Source organism: Wolinella succinogenes DSM 1740, assembly GCF_000196135.1.
In the GTDB taxonomy this organism is placed as follows: Bacteria; Campylobacterota; Campylobacteria; order Campylobacterales; family Helicobacteraceae; genus Wolinella; species Wolinella succinogenes.
Genome location: NC_005090.1, coordinates 925,178 through 945,378 on the forward strand (window position 1 = coordinate 925,178; position 20,201 = coordinate 945,378).

The 20,201-nt window shown below is 49.1% G+C and carries 17 protein-coding genes; 3 read left to right on the top strand and 14 right to left on the bottom strand.

The features are described 5' to 3' along the window. Positions 1-44 precede the first annotated feature (44 nt). Positions 45-1,595: a bifunctional diguanylate cyclase/phosphodiesterase gene (locus tag WS_RS04645; protein ID WP_011138862.1), complete on the top strand. Its 1,551-nt coding sequence runs from the start codon at positions 45-47 to the stop codon at positions 1,593-1,595. On the opposite strand, the gene WS_RS10915 is transcribed toward WS_RS04645, so the two are convergent. The 5 genes from WS_RS10915 to nrfH form a co-directional block, all read right to left on the bottom strand. Next, entirely contained in the window at positions 1,496-1,918 is a 423-nt protein-coding gene (locus tag WS_RS10915) for a hypothetical protein (RefSeq protein ID WP_129545369.1), read from the bottom strand. The two genes, WS_RS04645 and WS_RS10915, sit on opposite strands and share 100 nt — an antisense overlap. Positions 1,919-2,029: 111 nt before the next feature. Then, a complete protein-coding gene (locus tag WS_RS04655) occupies positions 2,030-2,683 on the bottom strand; it encodes a hypothetical protein (RefSeq protein WP_011138864.1) in 654 nt (217 codons plus the stop codon). After that, complete coding sequence (locus tag WS_RS04660) at positions 2,680-5,388, bottom strand: cytochrome c biogenesis protein (protein ID WP_011138865.1); 2,709 nt, start codon at positions 5,386-5,388, stop codon at positions 2,680-2,682. Before WS_RS04660 ends, WS_RS04655 begins: the two co-directional genes overlap by 4 nt. A gap of 65 nt (positions 5,389-5,453) precedes the next feature. After that, a complete protein-coding gene (gene nrfA, locus WS_RS04665; RefSeq protein ID WP_011138866.1) occupies positions 5,454-6,977 on the bottom strand; it encodes an ammonia-forming cytochrome c nitrite reductase in 1,524 nt (507 codons plus the stop codon). 20 nt (positions 6,978-6,997) lie between these two features. Continuing rightward, the gene (nrfH, locus tag WS_RS04670) at positions 6,998-7,531 is read right to left on the bottom strand and encodes a cytochrome c nitrite reductase small subunit (RefSeq protein ID WP_011138867.1); all 534 of its coding nucleotides are present in this window, start codon (positions 7,529-7,531) and stop codon (positions 6,998-7,000) included. Positions 7,532-7,885: 354 nt separating this feature from the next. Here nrfH and mreB point away from each other — a divergent pair, with 354 nt between their 5' ends. Then, positions 7,886-8,899 (top strand): rod shape-determining protein, encoded by a 1,014-nt coding sequence (gene mreB, locus WS_RS04675; RefSeq protein WP_011138868.1) that lies wholly within the window; start codon positions 7,886-7,888, stop codon positions 8,897-8,899. Between the two features lie 10 nt (positions 8,900-8,909). Beyond that, the gene (pgeF, locus tag WS_RS04680) at positions 8,910-9,644 is read left to right on the top strand and encodes a peptidoglycan editing factor PgeF (RefSeq protein ID WP_011138869.1); all 735 of its coding nucleotides are present in this window, start codon (positions 8,910-8,912) and stop codon (positions 9,642-9,644) included. 11 nt (positions 9,645-9,655) lie between these two features. Here the strand turns inward: pgeF and WS_RS04685 are convergent, their stop codons facing one another. The 9 genes from WS_RS04685 to nikA form a co-directional block, all read right to left on the bottom strand. Continuing rightward, a complete protein-coding gene (locus tag WS_RS04685; protein ID WP_011138870.1) occupies positions 9,656-10,204 on the bottom strand; it encodes a manganese efflux pump MntP in 549 nt (182 codons plus the stop codon). Between the two features lie 68 nt (positions 10,205-10,272). Further along, positions 10,273-11,478, bottom strand: coding sequence for a sensor histidine kinase (locus tag WS_RS04690; RefSeq protein ID WP_011138871.1), 1,206 nt, complete (start codon positions 11,476-11,478; stop codon positions 10,273-10,275). Beyond that, positions 11,475-14,534: an ATP-binding protein gene (locus WS_RS04695; protein WP_011138872.1), complete on the bottom strand. Its 3,060-nt coding sequence runs from the start codon at positions 14,532-14,534 to the stop codon at positions 11,475-11,477. The genes WS_RS04690 and WS_RS04695 overlap by 4 nt, the downstream gene beginning before the upstream one ends. 94 nt (positions 14,535-14,628) lie before the next feature. Next, a complete protein-coding gene (locus tag WS_RS04700) occupies positions 14,629-15,138 on the bottom strand; it encodes a GNAT family N-acetyltransferase (RefSeq protein WP_011138873.1) in 510 nt (169 codons plus the stop codon). Continuing rightward, a complete protein-coding gene (locus WS_RS04705; RefSeq protein WP_011138874.1) occupies positions 15,135-15,887 on the bottom strand; it encodes an ABC transporter ATP-binding protein in 753 nt (250 codons plus the stop codon). Before WS_RS04705 ends, WS_RS04700 begins: the two co-directional genes overlap by 4 nt. Next, a complete protein-coding gene (locus WS_RS04710) occupies positions 15,884-16,669 on the bottom strand; it encodes an ABC transporter ATP-binding protein (RefSeq protein ID WP_011138875.1) in 786 nt (261 codons plus the stop codon). The genes WS_RS04705 and WS_RS04710 overlap by 4 nt, the downstream gene beginning before the upstream one ends. Next, a complete protein-coding gene (locus WS_RS04715; protein WP_041571754.1) occupies positions 16,666-17,508 on the bottom strand; it encodes an ABC transporter permease subunit in 843 nt (280 codons plus the stop codon). The genes WS_RS04710 and WS_RS04715 overlap by 4 nt, the downstream gene beginning before the upstream one ends. Beyond that, positions 17,505-18,434: a nickel/cobalt ABC transporter permease gene (gene opp1B, locus WS_RS04720; protein WP_041571756.1), complete on the bottom strand. Its 930-nt coding sequence runs from the start codon at positions 18,432-18,434 to the stop codon at positions 17,505-17,507. Before opp1B ends, WS_RS04715 begins: the two co-directional genes overlap by 4 nt. Further along, positions 18,434-19,942 (bottom strand): nickel ABC transporter substrate-binding protein, encoded by a 1,509-nt coding sequence (nikA, locus tag WS_RS04725; protein WP_011138879.1) that lies wholly within the window; start codon positions 19,940-19,942, stop codon positions 18,434-18,436. The genes opp1B and nikA overlap by 1 nt, the downstream gene beginning before the upstream one ends. Positions 19,943-20,201: the final 259 nt, after the last annotated feature.

Here is a 20,201-nt window from a genome sequence, read left to right on the forward strand (position 1 = left end):
AACATTCCGCTACTATCTATCTTCTTTTTTTGCGGAAGGACACGGTGAATCAACAACTACTCTACGCTGGAATGCTTCTTTATATTGCTGTCGTTCTCATCGTCGGCTATATGGTAGCAGGGAGGGGCGAGAACCCCTCTTTTCTGGCTCCTTTTTTGCTTTTTGTTCTTCCATTGCTTCCTCTCTCTTATCTCTACTTTCGTGGCACTAAAAAGCGTGAAAAAGAGCTCTTTGAGATATTTTACGGGGATCGTTTGACAGGACTTGGGAATCGGCGAAAGCTTCTCAAAGATATCGAATCGACCCCCAAAGAGCAGGCTTTGGGATTGGTGATCTTTGATGTGGACAGCTTTGGTGAGATCAATGACCTCTTTGGAATCCATGGAGGCGATGGGGTGATCCGCCAGATTGGCAACTTTTTGAAAGAGTTTGTCGGGCGCGAAGGAATCGGCGGCAAGGAGGGGGAGTATCTCTATCGTCTCTCTGGTGATGAGTTTGCGCTCCTCTTTCTTCAGGCACCCTCTGAGGATGAGCTTTTGAGAATCTCCGCCAAGGCGGTTTTGGAGCTCTCTCAGCGCCGATTCTTTGTGAAAAGCAACGATATTAGACTCACTATGAGCGCAGGCGTGGCGAGATCATCCAAGCACCAAGAGCTCTATTTTGGTGCCAATTCTGCCAAAAACTATGCCAAAAAAGAGCGGCTGGAGGTGGCGCTTTATGATGAGCGGATGAATCATAAGGAGGCCTACAAGAAGAATCTCTTTTGGCTCAAAAAGCTCAAAGAATCGATTCTTCACCACCGAATCATCCCCTATTATCAGCCTATTGTGAATTCCAAGACGGGCAAAATTGAGAAGTTTGAGACGCTAGCTAGAATGATTGATGAGATTGGAGCGGTGATTCCCCCTTCGCAATTTCTTGAGGTCGCCAAAAAGAGCAAGCTCTACCCAGAGATCACCAAAACCATCATCGAAGAGAGCTTTAAGACTTTTGCCAAAGAACCTTTTCTCTTCTCCATTAACCTCTCCATCAAAGATCTGCTCAACCAAAAAACCATGGATTTCTTTTTTGATCGACTGAAGCACTATGGAGTTGCCTCCAAGCTTTCGGTGGAGATCGTGGAATCAGAATCGATTCATGATTATGAGGGGGCTAGAAGGGTATTAGAGGAGATTCGTCAGGCGGGGTGCAATATCTCGATTGATGATTTTGGAAGCGGCTACTCCAACTTTGGCTACATCTTAAAGCTCAATGCCAAATTCCTCAAAATCGATGGCTCGCTCATCAAAGAGATCGCCCAAGATGAAAAATCGCAATCCATCGTCAAGGCCATTGTCTATTTTGCCAAGGAGACGGGGCTCTTTACGGTCGCAGAATTTGTGCACTCCAAAGAGGTGCTAGAGAAGGTGGTGGGGCTGGGAGTGGACTATCTGCAGGGCTATTATGTGGGAGAGCCTCTGGATGGTCGCGCCTATTTTAGTCGTCCTAAGGAGAATCAACCCTTAGGCTTCTCCTCCCAAGGGAGGGCGCTTGATTGGCAGGCGCTGATGCTCTCTAGCTCGTGGGGGATCGTGCAGTTAGAGCAGTCGTTGTGAGCTTCATTATTGCGAATTGTGAGCTTTCGATGGGGACTAGCATTGCCACAAGCGCTGATGAGTTTGAAGTTGCCAAACTCGGCGATTCCTTCATCATCATAGAGAAAAAAGGGGCAACCGCAGTGGTAGCAGTTGAGCGATTCCATCTCATGGCATTTTTGATTCCTGGCGTAGAGCTCGCAGTAGTTGGGCTCTCTTTGGCGCATATTTTCCCAAGAGAAGTAGCCCCAAATCTCTGCATCGCTCAAACCTTGGAGGCGAAGCAAGCTCTCAAGCCTCTCTCGGCGCGCCAAAAAATCCTTCATCCATGCGGTATAAATCATCTTCTCAATCCTAAAAAAGATTTTCGGGAATCAGAAAAAAATTGATTAGAATTAGAGACTATACCATAAAAAAGCGCGAAATAGAGCAGGACTTTTTGGCCTAGGCAATGACTATTTTTGGAAGGTGGATTCCTCTAGGATGATGGGGTAGATATACCCAGAGCCAAAATCCTTATCCAAAGAGGCTTTTCCTTTGGCGGTGACGATTTCTCCGACTTTAAGCCCTGAAGCTTCTCCGGTAAAGACGATTCTAGCGACCTCTTTCTCTCCTGTTCCATCTTGGATGTGCACCCAATCTCGCCCTAAAATATTGGAGGAGATTTTGACGATTTTGCCTCGAACTTGAACGCTCTTATCTTTGTAGTTTTGTCGATTCTTCACCACTTCATAGACGCTTAGGGTCTCCTTGGTTTGATAGGGGGAGCGATCGACTCGCTCCTTGATGAAGGCGAGGTGGTCACTCTCAGGGATGGGGGTGCGATACTCTAGCGAAGAGGTGAAGATGAGGCGATCAAACTTTCTTTGGAGGGCTTGGGAGGTGAAATTTTCAGCCACTAGCTCCTCAATGAATCGCACCTCTAATCCTGGATTGATAGGCATATCGGTGATGGCGACCCAGTGTTTGGTGCCTTTTTTGTCAATCTCTAGATAGGCGTAGCCGCCTCCATGCAGGACTTGGGTGATGATTCCTTGATGAAGAATCGGCTCTTTGGCGCCAAGAGAGAGTCCAAGGAGAAGAAGGGAGAGCGCGAGAAGTTTTTTCATGAGTTTCCTTTATCTGAATTTTGGAGGTGGCGATGGGGATAGGCGATGAGGCTAAGGAGTGCAAGAGCCAAGGAGAGCGCATAGACCCAAAGAGGAATAGGGAGAGGGTCGCCTTGGGCGTAGGAGTGGAGTCCTGCGAGATAGAAATTGACTCCAAAATAGGTCATGAGAATCGAGCCAAAGCCCCAGAGGGAGAGGAGGGAGAAGAGATAGTCGTAATGTTTGGGTCTAAGCAAGCGAAGGTGCAAGATAAGCGCATAGAGAAGAATCGAGATGTAAGACCATGTCTCTTTGGGGTCCCACGCCCAGTATCGCCCCCAGCTCTCATTAGCCCAAATGCCTCCGAGGAAGTTCCCTATCACCAAAAGGGTGAGGCCGAGAATGAGAGAGACCTCATTGATTTGGCTGAGCTGATGGATGGGCTTATCTAGCGGGGTCTTGAGGTGATCTTTGAGGATAAAAAGAGCGAGGGCAAAAGAGCCCAAAAAAGCTCCTACGCCAAAAAATCCGTAACTGGCGGTGATGACGGAGACATGCAGCGTGAGCCAAAAAGATTTGAGCACGGGGACGAGATTCGTGATCTCAGGATCAATATGGCTTAGGTGTGCTCCAAAGAGGAAGATTCCCGCCATGAGAATGGAAGCAGAGAGTGCAAAGAGGGAGTGTCTAAAAAAAAGGAGCGCGCCGAGCATTCCCGACCAAGAGATATAGAGCATCGATTCGTAGGTGTCGCTCAAAGGGGCGTGACCGCTCACATAGGCACGCAGGAGGAGCCCCAAGGTGTGAAGCGCAAAGAGAATCCACCCCAGGAGGTGGAAACTAACTCTCACTCTATGGGAGGCGAGTGGCGGGAAAAAGAGTAATCCAAAGGCAGAGAGAAGCACCAAAAAGCCCAAAACAAGGTAGGCAGGAGTGAGATGGGGAAAAATCTCAAGACGATTAAAGAGGAGCTCGGCTTGGAGCTTTGATTCGCTAGGAATCACCTCATTTCCTTTTTTGTATTGATAGAAAGAGATCGTTTGGAGCGCCTCTATCCCCTTGAAGTATTGCCGTTCAAAAGCGCTATCAAGGAGGAGTGCGGTGGCTTGGTGGAGGGTTTTGGCCTCCTCTCCCTCTAGCATGAAGATCGATTCTTTGAGATTGAGCCAGCGATGATGAGGATCGCTAGGCAGGGGGAAGAGCTTAAAGAGAGAGCCTTGAAAGACCATGAGTGCAATATTGAGGCGCTCATCGACCTTGAGAAGATCATTTTCATAGCTTCCACGCCTAGAAGGGGGGAGGGTGCTGGCGCGCTCGACCTCTTTTTGGAGCTTGTAGGCGGAGTTCTCATCAAAAAAGTCATTAAAGCGGGCTCTGTTTTGGGGGTGGATTCCGATGAGTTCTTGGAGGGGTTTGGTTTTGACTCGAATAAGAGGCACGCCCTGCCAAGCTCTTGGATTGGAGAGCATCCCCAAAACCACCTGATCCGCGCTCATTCCTAAAAAAGAGCTCTTCCCGCTCAGCTTATAGAGTATTTCGCGATTGAGTGTATTAAGAGGCTCCATGCGCCCCATTTTGGCTTGAACGATGAGCTCTCCAAAGCCTTTAGAGAGCTCCTGACTTCCCTTTTGGTGCTCTTTGAGGTAGCCCTGCAAATAGTCGCTTTGGGCGTAGAGCGAAGAGGCGAGGGGGGAGAGGAGGCAAAGGGGCAGAAGAAGCGAGAGAGAATCTTTTTTGATTCGCCCAAGAAGCACCCTAAAACGCGAAGTCGGATCGAGAAGATTCCAAAGGAGACCCAAAAAAAGGAGAGCGTAACCTAGATAGGTCACCTCTTTTCCGGGGTCTTGATTAAGGGTGAGAATCGTCCCCTTTTCGTCCATGTCATAGGAGGTTTGGAAAAACTTATAACCTCCATAAGAGAGGGTGTTGTTCATAAAGATGGTCTCCTCTAGGGCGACCTTTTGGCTTGGGTCAACAAGAGCGACATGACTAGTGTATTCTGAGGGAGAGCGGCTACCGGGGTAGCGTTTGAGTTCAAAGGCTTTAAGCGAGAGCGAAAAGGGGAGGGGAATCTCTTGGGGGCCATAGGCGAGATCGACTTGAAGATCATCTAGCCAAAGGGTCTCTTTTTGCAAAGAGGAGGCGAGGTTGTGCGTGAAGCGTTTTTTGATTCGCTTCTCTTTGTGGAGTAGCTCCAAATCGAAATAGCCCGAAACACCCAACCCCTCTTTGTGGATAAAAGAATCGACAAGAGCAATCTTTAAGGGCGTGCTTTGGGTGGGAAGGGATTTTTGGAGTCGATTCTTCCATGCGGTGATCTCTAGGGGAAAAAAGTGCGTCCTTGGAGATGTGCCCTCATGAAGAGTGACTTGGAGGTAGGGCTTGGTGGTGAGAAAGCTTGAGGCACTCTCCCCCTCTCTAATGTGCATGATTCCCTCGTTCCCTAAATATCGCGTCAGTCCTGCGCCTAGAAGAATCACGACAAAGGCGATATGAAAGAGGAATCGAGCTTTGAATCGATAGAGTTTAGTGCGATGAATCACCGCTAAAAGATTGAGTGCTAGAACTCCTAAAAGCGCCTCATACCAAAGATGATCATAAACAAGAGCTCTGGCGCTGGCTGTGCCAAAGTCATTTTCGATAAAGGTGGCTATGGCCGCTCCAACGGCAAGAAGAAGAAAGAGGAGCGTCAGGGTGATATAGGAGCTTAAGAGTTTGTATAGCACCGTGATATCCTTATGAAGAGAATCAAAATGAGGCCATCCCTCCTGATGGAGGGCGCCTCAGGGGGTTATTTTTTGGTTTTATCGTAGTAAGAAGACTTCTCATCCACTCCTTTGAGAGACTCAGGATTGAGTCGCCCTTTGGCGATGGCTTGCTTTTTCCACTCTTGCTCTAGCGTCTGCTTGAACTTGAGTTTCTCAGCGATGAAGGCTTCCATATCCACTTTGGCTAGTTTTTGGGCTTTCTCTTTGGTCTCGAAATCAGGAGCGACATAGTCGATCGCGCCATACTTAGCGAGCACCTTGACGAGCTTGATTCTAGCTTTTTGAGCCTCTTCGTTGCCTGAAGCAAGAAGTCTTAGCACCTCTTCAGGAGCGTGGAAGAAAGAGCCATGTCCAGCAATCGCCATATCCGCTCTCCACTGGGCGTGTCGGATGTGGGTGCGAATCTCTTTAAGCTCAGCATCCGTGGCGCCAAGCTCCATCGCTTTGCCGGTCTCTAGGTGGGCTTTGCCAATATTGTCAAACGCGATATCTTGCAAGAACTCTTTGCGCTCAAACTTTTGCTTCACGATATCTTTGAGTTTCTGCTCGCTCTCTCGGTGGCAGTTCATGCAGCTCTTGTCCATGTTATCAAGGGGATTGCCGACTTTGTGATCAGAGTATTTCACCGCTCCCTCTTGAGTGTAGGGCATATGGCAATCCGCACAAGAGACCCCTTTTTGTCCATGGATTCCCGTTTTGTAGAGCTCCCAATCAGGGTGCTGGGCTTTGAGCATAGGAGTCTTAGAGATTCCATGCGTCCAGTCGGCGAAGTTGATCTCATCATAGTAGGCCTCCATCTGCTCAGTGGAGATTCCCTTCGACCAAGGAAGCGTGACGACCATTGCGGTTTTATCTACGCCTTTGTCATCTTTCCACTCTGTCTTTTTGAAGTAATACTCCACATGGCACTGGGCGCATACAAGGGATCGCTTCTCTTGGTGAGTCGATTCGGCAAAGGTTTTAAAGCCTGCTGCACTGAGGCCTCGATCAAGATAGGGCACTTTGGATTTGAGCTCAGCACTCTTATCGTCGTGACAGTTGTAGCAGCCAATCGTGTTGACAATCTCATCTCCATATTTAGCCCACTTGCCCGTGAAATATTCTAGCTCTCCATCTTGCTCAATGATTCTAGGAACATCAGGAGATTTGCAAGTCCAGCAGGCGCTTGGGAGAGGACCTGTTTTGCCATCCACGGGTGCCCCTGTTCTTAGGGTGTTGATATTATCCTGCAGGGCGTAGTAGTGGCCTCTTGGAGCATTGTAGTCCTTAGAGAAGGGATATCCAGCCCAAGCCACCACAAGGGCGGGCTTCTCTTTGAGCATATCGGTAATATTGTCGCTCTCTTTGGTCTTTTTCCAAGAATCAAATTGTCTTGGATAGTATCTCGCCCACTCCTCGCTCATTGCCTTGCCCTCGATGCCTTGGCTGTGGGCTGTTTTGTTGAGAGCGACTCGCTCCTTCTCTCTTTCGTTGATATTGCTCGCGAGTAACCCCATAGAGACGATCGCGACCAGTGATCCCGCAAGTAACAACTTGAATTTTGTCATCTTGGCTCCTTCTTTTAGATTTACTTAACTTCTCTGACACCCAGATTGTCAGGTGTGGCGGTTAGACTTCGGACTTTTCCGTGTGGAACACTTTTGTGGCACTCCCAGCACAACCTCTCGGATGCGCCTTTTGGATCGTTGAATTGGTGATTCCTATCAGCATTCTCAAGCAGTGTTGAGGAGAGAGAGGCGTGACAGGAGATGCAGTTCTCTTGAACTCTTCTCGCCCCATCTTCGCTGATTTTCATGCTGTGATCATAGGTGCCTAGCGTAAAGGCGACGGAGTGATTCCATCCATCCCTTGCCTTGGAGATATACTTCTGCACCATGTTACCCGTGGGGAGGTGACATTCGACACAGGAGGCTCTCTCTGCGTGGGAGCTGTGCTGCCATGTAGCGTATTGCGGATTCATGACATGACAGTTGATGCACGCTTTTGGATCGCTCGATAGATAGGAGAGTGCCTTGGAGGCATTCACCAGATAGACGAACAAGCCCAAAGCGATGGCGAACACCACCAGCGAGCTATACACTAGGAATTTACTTTTATTCACATTCCCTCCTTCAGATGGTAAAACCTTACATAGGTGCTTGCAAAGCACCGCCATGGCCAAAGCCCTAAAAGCTTTTGTAACCCCTCCCGCATGATTTTCATTGAATCATGCGAACCCTCTGAACAACCCTATTTTATTTTGTTGCAAAGGGTTGTTTTGAAAGCTCATCGACAAAAGGGGAGACCACGCTGTAAATTCTAATGAAAATCATAGGGTGAAGTAATTGACTTAAGTCAATATTCTGATTGAGGCTGGGCGGGAAAGATTCAGCTGAGGATTAAAAAGAGAGTTATACAGAGTTTCAACGATGATACTTTACAATAAAGTCAAATAACTTCACACTAGAGGGCAAGAATGATCGATTTTTTCACCAAGCGACGCGATATCGTGATCGACCTAGGGACGGCGAATACTATTGTCTGTCTTGAACCCCAGGGAGTCGTCTTCAACGAGCCCTCTTGTATTGCCATTGAGCGAAAGTATGGCAGCGACAAGGTGGTGGCGATTGGAAGCAAAGCTAAGGCAATGCGCGGCAAGACACCCGAGAAGCTCAAAGTGATCTATCCCCTCTCCAGTGGAGCCATTAGTGATTTTGAGATGACCAAGACCTTTATGGGGACGCTTATTTCAGGGCTTTTGGGACGATTCATCTTTAAGCCTCGCGTGGGGATTAGTATCCCTCAAAATCTCACCCCCGTGGAGCGAAATTCTCTCTATGAGGCGACCCTCTTAGCGGGTGCCAAAGAGGTGGTTTTGATTGAAGACCCTTTTAGTGCGGCGGTGGGTGCAGGGATTGACATCAGCTCTTCAAGGGGGCGTATGATCGTTGACCTTGGGAGTGGGCTTACGGAGGTGAGTATCATCTCTTTAGGGGGATTGGTGGCCTCTAAATCGAGCAAAGTGGCGGGAGATTCGCTGGATATGGCGATTGTTGAATATATCAAGCACCACAAAAGCCTCTCCATCTCCAAAGATATGGCCGAAGAGATCAAGATTAAGCTAGGCAATATCGAGAATCCAAGCCATGAGGAGAGAATGAGCGCAAAGGCAAAAGATCTAATCCATGGACTTCCTGTGAGTTTTGAAATCAGCTCCTATGAGCTCTACACCGCGATTATGCCAAGTATTGAGAAGATCAAAAAAACTATCGCCGAGGCGATCTCTATGACTCCTCCGCAGATTGCCCCTGATATTTTAGAAGATGGTGTGATTCTCACGGGCGGCGGGGCACTGCTTAAGGGCTTGAGGGAGTATCTCTCTAGAGAGCTTCAGCTGGAGGTTCGACTCTCGCCCAATCCTTTGCTTGACATCTCTACGGGAGCACGCGATATCTTAAAGACCATGGGGCATCTCCCCGCGCCACTTTAAGGAGAGGAGGGTGCGCCAGATTTGGAAAGAGGGGGTGAATCTTTGGATGAGCGACCGTTCTTTAGGCGTGAGTCCTCCGCCCTACGAATCGCTCAATATTGCTTTTCATGTGGGAGACAAAGAGGAGAATGTCAAGCGCAATCTTGCCCTCGCGCTCCAAGGGGCGGGGATGGAGAAAAAGAGACTTTTTTACCTTCAACAGGTGCATGGCACAAAAATTTGGGAAGTTGATTCTTCGATATCAGGATTCCCCAAAGAGGGGGATGGACTCATGACGAATGATCCTAATGTGGTGCTTCTTTGTATGGTGGCTGACTGCAACCCCATCGCGCTCTATGATCCCAAAACCCGTGCTTTAGCGCTACTTCATGCGGGCAGAGCAGGGGTTTATAAAAAGATTCTCACCCAAGCTATCCACCAGATGAAGAATCGATATGGGAGCGAGGCTTTGGATCTAAGGGTCTATGTGGGGCCTTCGATTCGAGGGTGCTGCTATGAGGTGGGCGAGTCAATCGCTAGAGAATTTGAGGGCGATTCTTCACTCTCGATGGCAGTGAAGAGGAGAGAGGAGCGATTCTATCTTCATCTCATTGCCCCCCTCCTAGAGGAGCTCAAAGTCTTAGGGGTGAGCGAAGAGAGAATCTTGGTGGATGAACATTGCAGTGCATGCGATGAGCGATTTTTCTCCTATAGGCGCGAGGGAATCACGGGGCGAATGGGGCTTTTTGGTTCATTGGAGGCTTGATTTTTGACCTCTTAAAAGAAGAGGTGCTCCAGAAGAATCTTGCTCCCAATCCCAATGAGAATCACGCCTCCTAAAATCTCCGCCCCCCTCTTGCACTGCTCTCCTGCTCTCTTTCCCCAAAGCACCCCAAGATAGGAGAGGAGAAAGGTAGTGAAAGCGATGATGGTGCAGGAGAGGAAGACATTCACATCAATAAGGTGGAGCGATACTCCTGCGGCGAGCGCATCAATGCTTGTGGCGATGGAGAGAATCAAAAGGGTGCGGTGGCTCAGTTCATCGAGTCGCTCTTCTTCTGATTGGCTCAATCCTTCATAGATCATTTTTGCCCCAATTAGAGCCAATATTCCGAAGGCAAGATAGTGATCAAAAGCCGAGATAAAGGCGATGAAGGTCACTCCGACAAAAAAACCAAGAAGCGGCATGATTCCTTGAAAGATTCCAAAGCTAAGCGCTGGTCTTAAAGATTCTCTTTTGTTATAGCCAAATCGTGCTCCAAGTCCAAGAGAGACGGCAAAGGCATCCATGCTGAGTGCGAGTGAAAGAAGCAGAAGTTCAATCAAGCGATTCCTTGTGAGGTTGGAGGTTTAAGGGGGTGATTGTAGGGAAAATTGGCTTAGAAACCCCTCTTTTAAGGAGTCACTAAGCAAGGAAGCGTAAGGGCGAAGAGTGCTCCCTCTGACTCATTTTGCACGGTGATTTCACCTTGAAGGCTATCCTCAACGATCATCTTGGTCATATAGAGTCCAATCCCCGTCCCCTTTCCCTCCTCTTTGGTGGTGAAATCGGGGTCGAAGATCACCTCTAAAGGTTCAGCGCTGATTCCTCCGCCATTGTCTAGCAGGGTGATCACTAGGCTCTTCTTGCCCTTCTCGTGCGCTATGGCTTTGGCTTCAAGGGTGATCTTACCTCCCTTGATTCCTCTCTCAATGATGGCATCTCTAGAGTTGGAGAGAAGATTGAGGAGGGCTTGCTTGAGCTCATTTTTGTAGCAGTAGAGCGAGAGGGATTGGGTGGGGGTGATGATCTCTAGAGTGATTTTATGCTTGATGAGATCGGGCTGAATGATATTTTTACACTCCTCGAAGGTGCGCTCAATCGTGGTGAGGTCTTTGACTTTATTTTGACGGAGGAAATTGCGGAAGTCATCCACGGTGGTGCTCATGTAGTGAATCTGCTCGCTCATCTCATCATGGAAACGCTGGAGTCGCTCCAGCTCTTTTCCTGCGAGATGGGTGTTGGCCCAATCAAGCAGGAGATGGCTATGGAGAGAGAGAATATTGAGTGGCTGTTTCCATTGGTGAGTGATGATTCCTAGCATCTCGCCCAGGTGGGCGAGCTTGTTTTGGCGAAGGAGGAGCTTCTCGCTCTGAAGACGCTTGGCAAGCTCCTCTTCGACTCGCTTGGCTAGGAGCTCTTTTTGGGTGTTTTGGTGATCTCTATGGAATTTGAGCTCTAGATGATTGCGCACTCGAAGAAGCAGCTCTGAAGGACTAAAGGGTTTTTTGACATAGTCCACCGCCCCCAAAGAGAGTCCGCGCAGAATCGATTCTTCATCACTGTGAGCGGTCAGAAAGACCACGGGAATCTCACCAAGATTCTCTTCCTCGCGTAGTCTGGTGAGCACCTCAAAGCCATCCATTTCGGGCATTCTTATATCCAATAGGATGAGGTCGGGCTGATGTTTTCTGGCGGCTTGGAGTCCTTGGATTCCGCTTTTGGCCATGGTGATGAGATAGCCCGCCTCTTTAAGGACGCTTCCTAGGAGGCGGAGATTTTCGGGGGTGTCATCAATGATGAGAATCTCGGCTTGGTCTTGGTCAAAGGGGTCGCTCATGAACACTCCTTGGGGGAATTAAAATAGGGCTGTAGCTGCCCAAAAAGCGCCTCCATGCGCTCAATCTCAAAAGATTGAGTTGCCTCAAGAAGTGCGCTAGAGAGAGGAATGAGAGAGGGAATCTGCTCTCCAGCAAGCGCCAAGAGGCCTTGGGCGAATCGCTCAATATCGACATTAAGCATTAAGAGCGAAGCTTCTTCGTATTCTCCTTGAAGCGCTTCTTGGAGGAGGGAGTGCTCTTTTGGTGTGAGATCAGGGGCACTCGTATGGAGGGGGCGAGAAGCGAGGTGGGCGGAGAGTTCCTCTAAGAGGGTGGCCTTGGTGAAGGGCTTTTTGATGTAGCCCTCGCAAAAGGAGCGAATCACTCTCTCCTCCTCCTTCATGGCCAAGGCGGTGAGAGCGATGATTTTGGTGGGGCGTGTTTTGGGTGATTCTTTGAGGAGCTTGGCCGCCTCTAGTCCATCTTTGAAAGGCATTTGAATATCCATCAAGATGAGGTCGGGAAGCTCTTTTTGGGCGATAGCGATAGCCTCTAGCCCATCTTTGGCTTCGATAATATGGAGGGGCTGTCCCTCTAAAAAGGCACGGACAATCTCTCGATTGTCACTCACATCATCCACCAGCAAAATCTTAGCGCAGGGGAGGGAGGAGGGAGGGGTTTGAAGGGAGCTCTTAGAGGTTTTAGGGGTGGCAATCTGGAGATGGGGTAGAGTGATAAAAAAGGTGGAACCCCATTTTGGACGGCTCTCTAGCGTGAGATCTCCCCCCATGATCTCCACGAGGCGCTTGGTGATGGTGAGCCCCAATCCTGTGCCCCCATACTTTCTCGTGTTTTGGGCATCTTGCTGAGTGAAGGGCTCAAAAATTCTTGATTGCTGGCTTAGGGGAATGCCTATTCCCGTGTCGCTCACCTCGATAAAGAGGGTGATTTTAGAGGCACTTTGGCGCTGAAATCTAAAAGAGCAGGAGACTTTTCCCTCGTGAGTGAATTTAAAAGCATTGCCAAGAAGATTGAAGAGCACTTGGCGCAAGCGAATCTCATCCATCACCAAAAAATCAGGGATTCCCTCCTGAAGATTCAATTCGTAGGAGAGATTTTTTTTGAGGGCACTGGGGAGGAAGAGTGATTCGAGCTCTTTAAGAAATGCTTTAATATCAGTGGGTGAAGGATGTATCTCCATCTTGCCCGATTCGATCTTGCTGAGATCAAGAATATCATCGATAATAAGGAGAAGGTTTTGGCCGCTGGTGGCGATACTCTCTAGGTATCCAGCAAAACGCTCGTTCTTCTCTAAAGCAGGCTTGAGAAGCTCGGCAAAGCCAAGGATGGAGTTGAGCGGTGTGCGAATCTCATGGCTCATATTGGCGAGGAATTCAGATTTGGCGAGGTTGGCTTGTTGGGCTTGGATGCGCTGCTCTTTCTCCGAGCGCTCCCATCCCCTGCGCTCAATGGCTCCCGCAATGATCGTCGATATGGAGCGCAAAAGCTCGATCTCCTCCTCGCTCCATTCGCGTTTTTTGCGGCAAGAATCAAGCCCCAAATAGCCATAGAGCCGTCCTTGGGCAAAGATAGAGACCGCAAGAATGGATTTTATTCCTTGGGGGGCGAGTGTCTCAGAGAGGTCTAGGGGAAGGGTGGATATATCAGAGGCACAGATCATCTTCTTCTCCACAATAAGAGGCTTCCATGAGGGCATAAGGCTATATTCGAAGTGCTGAAGAAGATGGATTTGCGGAGCGATTCCCTCTTGACACCACTCAAAAGTGTTGGTCGCATAGGAATCATCAGGAGAGTTTTCAAAAATATAGGAACGATCCGCTTGGGTGAAGCGTCCTAGGAGCTCCATCACCTTGGCAATAGATTGATTCCAATCAAGTGGACGGTAGAGGAGATGCAGGACGTCATTGATGAATTTTTGGCGTTCTAGGTTGTTTTTAGTGCGAAGTTCGTACTGTTTGCGCTCCGTGACATCTTGGATGACTCCTTTGAGGTAGCGTAATCTCTGCTTCTCGTAGAGGGTTTTGGCAACCCCTTTGACCCATATCTCTTTGCCATCTTTAGGGCGAGTGATCTTTTGATCTATCTCTAGGTGATCAATTTTGATGGGGTTTTGAGGGTCAAAAAGAGGTAGAGAATCGCGCGGATCTTCTCCAAAGAGGGAGACCCAATCTTCTAGGGTTTTGGGCGAAGAGGGGGAGAGCCCAAGGAGTTGGTCAAAAACCTCAGAGCTTTTGAGTGTTTCTTGGAGAAGATCGAGTGTGAAACTCCCTATTTTTCCAAGCTTTTGAGCCTCTTTGAGCTCTTTTTCGCTTTCATGTAAAGCGGCGATGAGGCGTTTTTGCTCAGTAAAGTTGCGGGTGATTCCGATGATTTTGGCGAGATTGCCCCCCTCGTCTTGCACCACTCTTGCAGTCACCTCCGTCTCAATCACCTCGCCATCATGCGTGTATTGATCGAAAAACTCTGAGAAGATTTTGATTTCTCGGTGGCTTGGATTGCTTAGTCTTAAACGCTCCCCCTCGAGAATTTGCATGGCTCTTTGATAGGAGGAGGGGGTGAGCGTCTCTTCTAGGGACATCGCCTCGGCCTCTTCTTTGGGGAGACCCCGCATTGCTTCCACGGAGGGGCTAATATAGCGGAATCGATTGAGCTTGAGATCATAAACCCAGATCACATCCGTGACATTTTGGGAGATAATCTCAAAGAGCGCCTCTCCCTCCTTTTGTTCGCTAATATCAAAAGAGATACCCACGCGAACGCTTTTTTGAGGCTCAATCTCAATCACTTTGCTATGGCATCGATACCAGCGCTGGGTTTGTCTATTTTGGCTTTGCCAAATATGGCGATGGGGAATAGCACCTGCCTCAAGGCAGCCTTCGCAAGGCTCGCTTCGTCCATACTTTGCCTCATAACAGGGGATCCCCACGATCTCGCCAAGCACCTTCTTGGCCTCTGCATTGGCGTAGAGAATGGAGTAGTTCTCAACATCCAAGACGACCACAAGGGCATCGAGTTCATCAAAGAATCGATGAAAGGGGAGAGGAAGGGGGTCCATAGGGAATCACCTTGTCATGCTCTTTTGGGGATAGGGTGAAATGGTTGGTGCGCTCTTTTTTTGGTTAAAAAATATTATAACCAAAAATTGGCGCTCAATCTTCTACTCCTCTCTCCATGTGGATCGTCTGCCACTCTCCCTCCTCTTTGAAGAGTGCTTGAAAGCCACGCTTTTTCCAAAAGTCAAACCCTCCTGAAAGAAAGGGGTGGGTATGGAGGTAGAGCGTCTCATATCCAATCTCTTGAGCTCTTTGGAGGGCTTGTTTAAAGAGAAAAGAGCCAATCCCTTGACGCTGGAGACTCTCTTTGACATAGCATCGCCCTATTTCACCCACAAAACCCTCCGTATAGCGTAATCTCAAACTAGAGATCCGCTGATCATAGGGAGAGAGGGCGATACAGCCGACAATCTCCTCTCCTTCTAGGGCGATGAAAAAAGAGTAAAGAGGGTCAAGGCGCTCCTTTTTGAAGCGCTCTTGCAGCTCCATGAGGCGCTGGCTAGAGACTTTGGTGCCATAATGGAGACGGAACTGCTCCCAAAGAAATTGCTCGGCTTCGGAGTGCTCCAGGGGGAGATAGGGGAGAATCTGAAGGGAAGAGATCATGAAATCCTTTCTTGTTGGGGTTTAGGACGGGGGAGGGGCAGGAGGGCTCCAAGGAGCTCTTGGGTGCAGGGGTGGCGCGCGAGGTGAGAGGAGCGAGATTCCACCTCCTCGATGAGGCACCCCCCGCAAAGCACGCCAAAGCGTTCGCATAAGGCCAAAATAGTCTCCAGATCATGGGCAATGATGAGCGCGGTGAGACCGCTCTGCTCTTTGGCTTTTTGAAGGAGGCGGATGATCTCAACTTTGGTGGAGACATCAAGAGCGCTTAACGCCTCATCAAGGATTAAAAATTTTGGCTGGAGTGCGAGGGCTCTAGCCAAAGAGACTCTTTGAAGTTGTCCTCCGCTTAGCTCATGCGGATAGCGCCTTAAAAGAGTGGAGGAGAGCTCGACTTGCTCAAGAATCGTAGAGATTTCAGCGAGGCTGGCACGCTTGTTTTGACACCAAAAAGCCTCCTCTAACGCGGTCTGGATAGTAAAGTGGGGATTGATGGAGCGATGATAGTCTTGGAATACCACCCCAATGCGCCCCTCAGCACTTCTCCTCCACCTCTTGAGCGCCACTCCTTGGATATAAATCTCGCCAAGGGTTGGCTGATCGACCCCCATGAGTATCCTCGCTAGAGTGCTTTTCCCACTACCGCTTTCGCCTACAATTCCTCTCCACTCTCCTTGGGGGATATTGAGCGAGAGATTTTGAAGCACGAATCGATTCGCGTAGCGCTTGGAGAGGTTTTGGATGGAGATCATGGGTGGAGTCCTTGGAGGAGGAGTTGGCGATCTTGGATCAGCTTTTGAGTTTGAGGGTGAGTAGGGCGAGAGAATATCTCTTGGGTGGGGGCGCATTCGACTTCTCGTCCTTGATGCATCACCAAAATTCTATCAGCAAGGTGGGCAATGGCGGCGAGATCATGCGAGACGAAGAGCAGGGAGAGGGATCGTGATTCTTGGATGGCTTGGAACTGTTCTAGGATTCGCTTCTGCCAAAGAAGATCCAAGGCGCTAGTGGGTTCATCGGCGATGATAAGCTCAACTTCTTGCGTGATGGCTAGGGCAATCATGACTCTTTGGAGCTCCCCTCCGCTTAGCTCATGCGGATAGCTCTTAAGGATTCGTTCGCTCTCTTGGAGTCCTGCTTGATGGAGGTTTTGATGGGCTATCTCTAGGGCGCGCTCTTTGGGGAATTTGAGGCGCAATGTCTCCACCATCTGCGAGCCGATCTTGGAGAGAGGATCAAAGGCGCTCATAGCCTCTTGGAGAATGAGTGCGATTTTTTGTCCTCGCCAAGGGCGTAGACGCTCTTTTGGAAGGGAAAGAAGGTCGATTCCTTGAAAGTCGATTCTTCCCGTGGGGCAAAGTGAAGGAGGATTGAGCCCTAGGATGCTTTTGCAAAGGAGTGATTTGCCACTACCGCTCTCTCCAATAACCCCCAATACTTCGCCTTGTAGAATCTCAAGTGAGAGAGAATCGATTAGTTTTTGCCCTGTGGGGGCGTGAGTGAGCGTGAGATCATCGATTCGAAGTAGGGTCATGAATGCCCTTTGGGGAAGGAGTGCTTGGGATCAAGAAGTGTTTGGAGGGTGTCTCCCCAGAAGTTGAATGCCAGCACAATGAGCAAAATTGCCATTCCCGGAGGAAGCATTTGGATAGGGTTGAAGCTCATCGCCTCTTTGGCTTCACTGAGCATCACGCCCCACTCAGGAGTGGGGGCTTGAACACCTAAACCCAAAAAAGAGAGGGCTGAGAGACTTAAAACCATCCAGCCTATATCCATCGTGGCAAGCAGAATCACCTTCAAGCTGAGGGCGCGCCAAAGGTGCTTGCGGAGGATGAGGTGCAGAGGGGTTTTGGCGGCTTGAGCAAAAAGAAGATAGTTTTGGTCTTTGAGGTGGAGGGCAAAGGCATAGATCATTCTTGTGTGCCACGCACTTTTAGCGATGATTCCTGCGATGAGGGTGTTGAGGATACCTGGTCCAAGCATCCCCACAATAGCAAGAAACATCAGCTCGCTAGGAAAAGAGAGCATGGCATCACATGCCCTCATGATCCACTCCTCGGCTCGCCTAAAAAAGGCTGCACTAAGCCCCAAAACAAGAGCAATCAAGAGCGATAGCGCAACAATCGCCATGGAGAGAAAGAGGGTTGTTCGCACCCCATAAAGAAGCCTAGAGAGAATGCAGCGTCCCAAATGATCACTTCCTAGGGGATAGTCTAAAGAGAAAGAAGCGAATTTCATCGCCAAGTTGGGGGTGAGGGGATCATGGGGAGAGAGGAGGGGGGCGAAAATCCCCGCAAAGATAAAGAGTCCAGTGACAAGAAGCCAAAAGAGGGCTAGGGGTCGGGCAAGGAGTGAATGGATTGTAAGATTCATGGGCGTGCAACCATCCTAGGGTCAAGGAGACGAGCCAAGAGATCAGCAAGGAGATTGAAGAATAGAAAGAGAATGGCCATCATGAGGATGTAGCCCTGAATCATCGGGTAATCCCGCGCAAAAATCGCCTGCACGCAAATTCGCCCCACTCCGGGTAAGGCGAAGATGTTTTCGACGATGACCGAACCAGCGATGAGCTTAGGAATGGAGACTCCTAGGGCTATGAGCGAAGGGCGAAGGGCGTTTTTTAGGATGTGAGAGCCGATTTGCCACTCACTAAGGCCTCTAGCGCGGGCGTAAAGGACATAAAGCTCGCTCTTTTGCTGGATCATCTCATGGCGCACTAGACGCACATAGGTCGAGATATAGGCACACGCAAGAGTGAAGGAGGGCAGAAGAATCGATGCAGGACTCTCCAATCCTCCCGTGGGAAGGAGATCTAAATGAATTGAAAAGAGCCAGATGAGCCAAAGCCCAAGCCAAAAATTGGGAATTCCTGAAAAGGTAAAGGCCAAGGTTCGAATAAGGCGATCCAAAGGGCTATCTTCATAAAGAGCACTAAGCACACCCAAGCCAAAACCTCCAAAGAGAATCATGACAAGCGATGCAGAGGCAAGGGCTAGCGTGATGGGAAGAGCGGCAAGAATCTCTTGAATTACAGACTCTTTATGAACATAACTCACGCCAAGGTCTCCTTGGAGGGCGGAGGTGAGCCAAGAGAAGTATCGCTCCAAAAAAGGGCGATCCAATCCAAGCTCTAGGCGCACTTCGCGGATGAGATCAGGAGTGGGCACAATATCGTTCATCCTGAGGGCGACCTCCGCGGGGTCGCTGGGGCTCAGGCTCATTAGCCCAAAAGAGAAAAAGGAGATTCCCAGCAAAAGCCAAGGAATCACCAAAAGACGCTTAAAGAGATAACGATTCATCACTTTTTGGAATCAAAAAACATCTTTTCGAAGGGAATCTCGTATTGAGAGACATTGAAGCTAACTCCTTGAAGGGCAGGAGTGAAGACCGCTTTGGTTCTTGAGTAGCTAAGGGGCACATAGACAGCTTGCTGGTCAATATAGGTGAGAATTTCCGTGTAGAGTGCTTGACGCTTCTCTCTATCAGGCTCAATCAAAACCTTTTGGATGCTCTCATCTAGCCACGCTTTACGCTCTAATCCTAGCTGGGCTTGGTAGTCTCCGTGCGTCGCCATCCTCCAAGAGGAGAGGTAGGATTGGGGATCGTAGGGGATGCCCCATGAGAGGGAGTATTGGAGGTCAAAGTCACCATTTTTTTGGCGATCAAGGAAGGCTTGCTTCTCCTCGCCGATAATTTGGAGATCGATTCCGATGGATTTGAGGTTGCTTTGAACGAACTCGCTGATGCTCTTCTCTTGGGCGTTATTGATGTTGTAGTAGAGTCTAAGGGAGAGGGTTTTGCCCTCTTTTTGGCGGTAGCCAAGCTTCTCATCCATCATCCAACCCGCCTCATCCAGCTTGGTTTTGGCTTGATGGAGGTCGAGCTTTTTAGGGGAGAGGGGAATATTGGCGTAGGGAACAGAAGGGGAGAAGAGTGAAGAGGCGGGTGTCTCTAACCCATTGAGGATTCCTTTGGCAATGGCCTCTTTATCGATGGCGTGAGAGATGGCTTCACGAATGCGGACGTCTCCCGTGAGGGGCTGCTTGGTATTGAGCAGAATCGCTCTTGAGGCGATGGGGTCGCTTAGCAAGGTGGTATATTTTTGGGCTTTTTGGAGGGCGTTGAAAGCATCAATGTTCACCATGTCACCATCGGCTCCAAAGATGAGGTCGACTTCGCTTTTTTGAAGCGCTAGTAGAATCGCCTGATGATCAGGCATCACGCGCCATCTAATTGCCTCCAGCCGAGGCTTTTCTCCCCAGTAAGTCGGATTGGCTTTAAAGAGAGCATAGGAGTTTTTCTCATGCTCGGCCAAGATCCAAGGGCCTGTTCCTGCGTAGCTTTTCACTCCGTTTTTGGTTCCGCCATCTATAAAGCTAGCGGGGGAGATGAAATGGAAAGGGCGTGTGAGGGCTAGCTCGATAAGCGTGGGATAATAGGGGTTTTTGAGGGAGAGCTTGAAGGTGTGCTCATCCAGTGCCTCGGTGCTCTTGATGGCGTTGACCAACTCTAGCCAAGCGTGTCTAGATCGATTCTCAAGAATCGCATCGATATTTTTCTTTACCGCGAGTGCGTTAAAGGGCTCTCCATCACTGAATTTCACTCCTTTCCTGAGGTGGAAGAGATAAGTTGTGCCCTCATCTTTGATCTCCCAAGAGGTGGCGAGCCAAGGCTTGATCCCCTCTGGGGTGTTGATCACCAAAGGCTCAAAAAGCATATTTCGTGCTGCCATCTCTCCGCCATAGAGGTGAGGGTTGATATTTCGAATATCTTTAGTGCTCGCATAGGAGAGCTCTGTTTTGGCCAAAGGGGTGGACTTTTTCTCTTCAGGTTTGCCTTGGCAACCCAAAAAGAGAAGAAACAGGGGTAGGAGAAGGAGTCGGCTACAAGAGGTTATAAGAGGTTATAAGAGACATGATGTTATCCTGCGTTTTTTGTTACGAAATACTAAAAAGTATTATAGCGACAAGAGAGAGAAAGTTCAAGAAGATTTTGAATATAAAAATAGTTAATTTTTATGAAAAAACTATTGGAAAAATATTATTTATAAAATAAACTTTTTGATT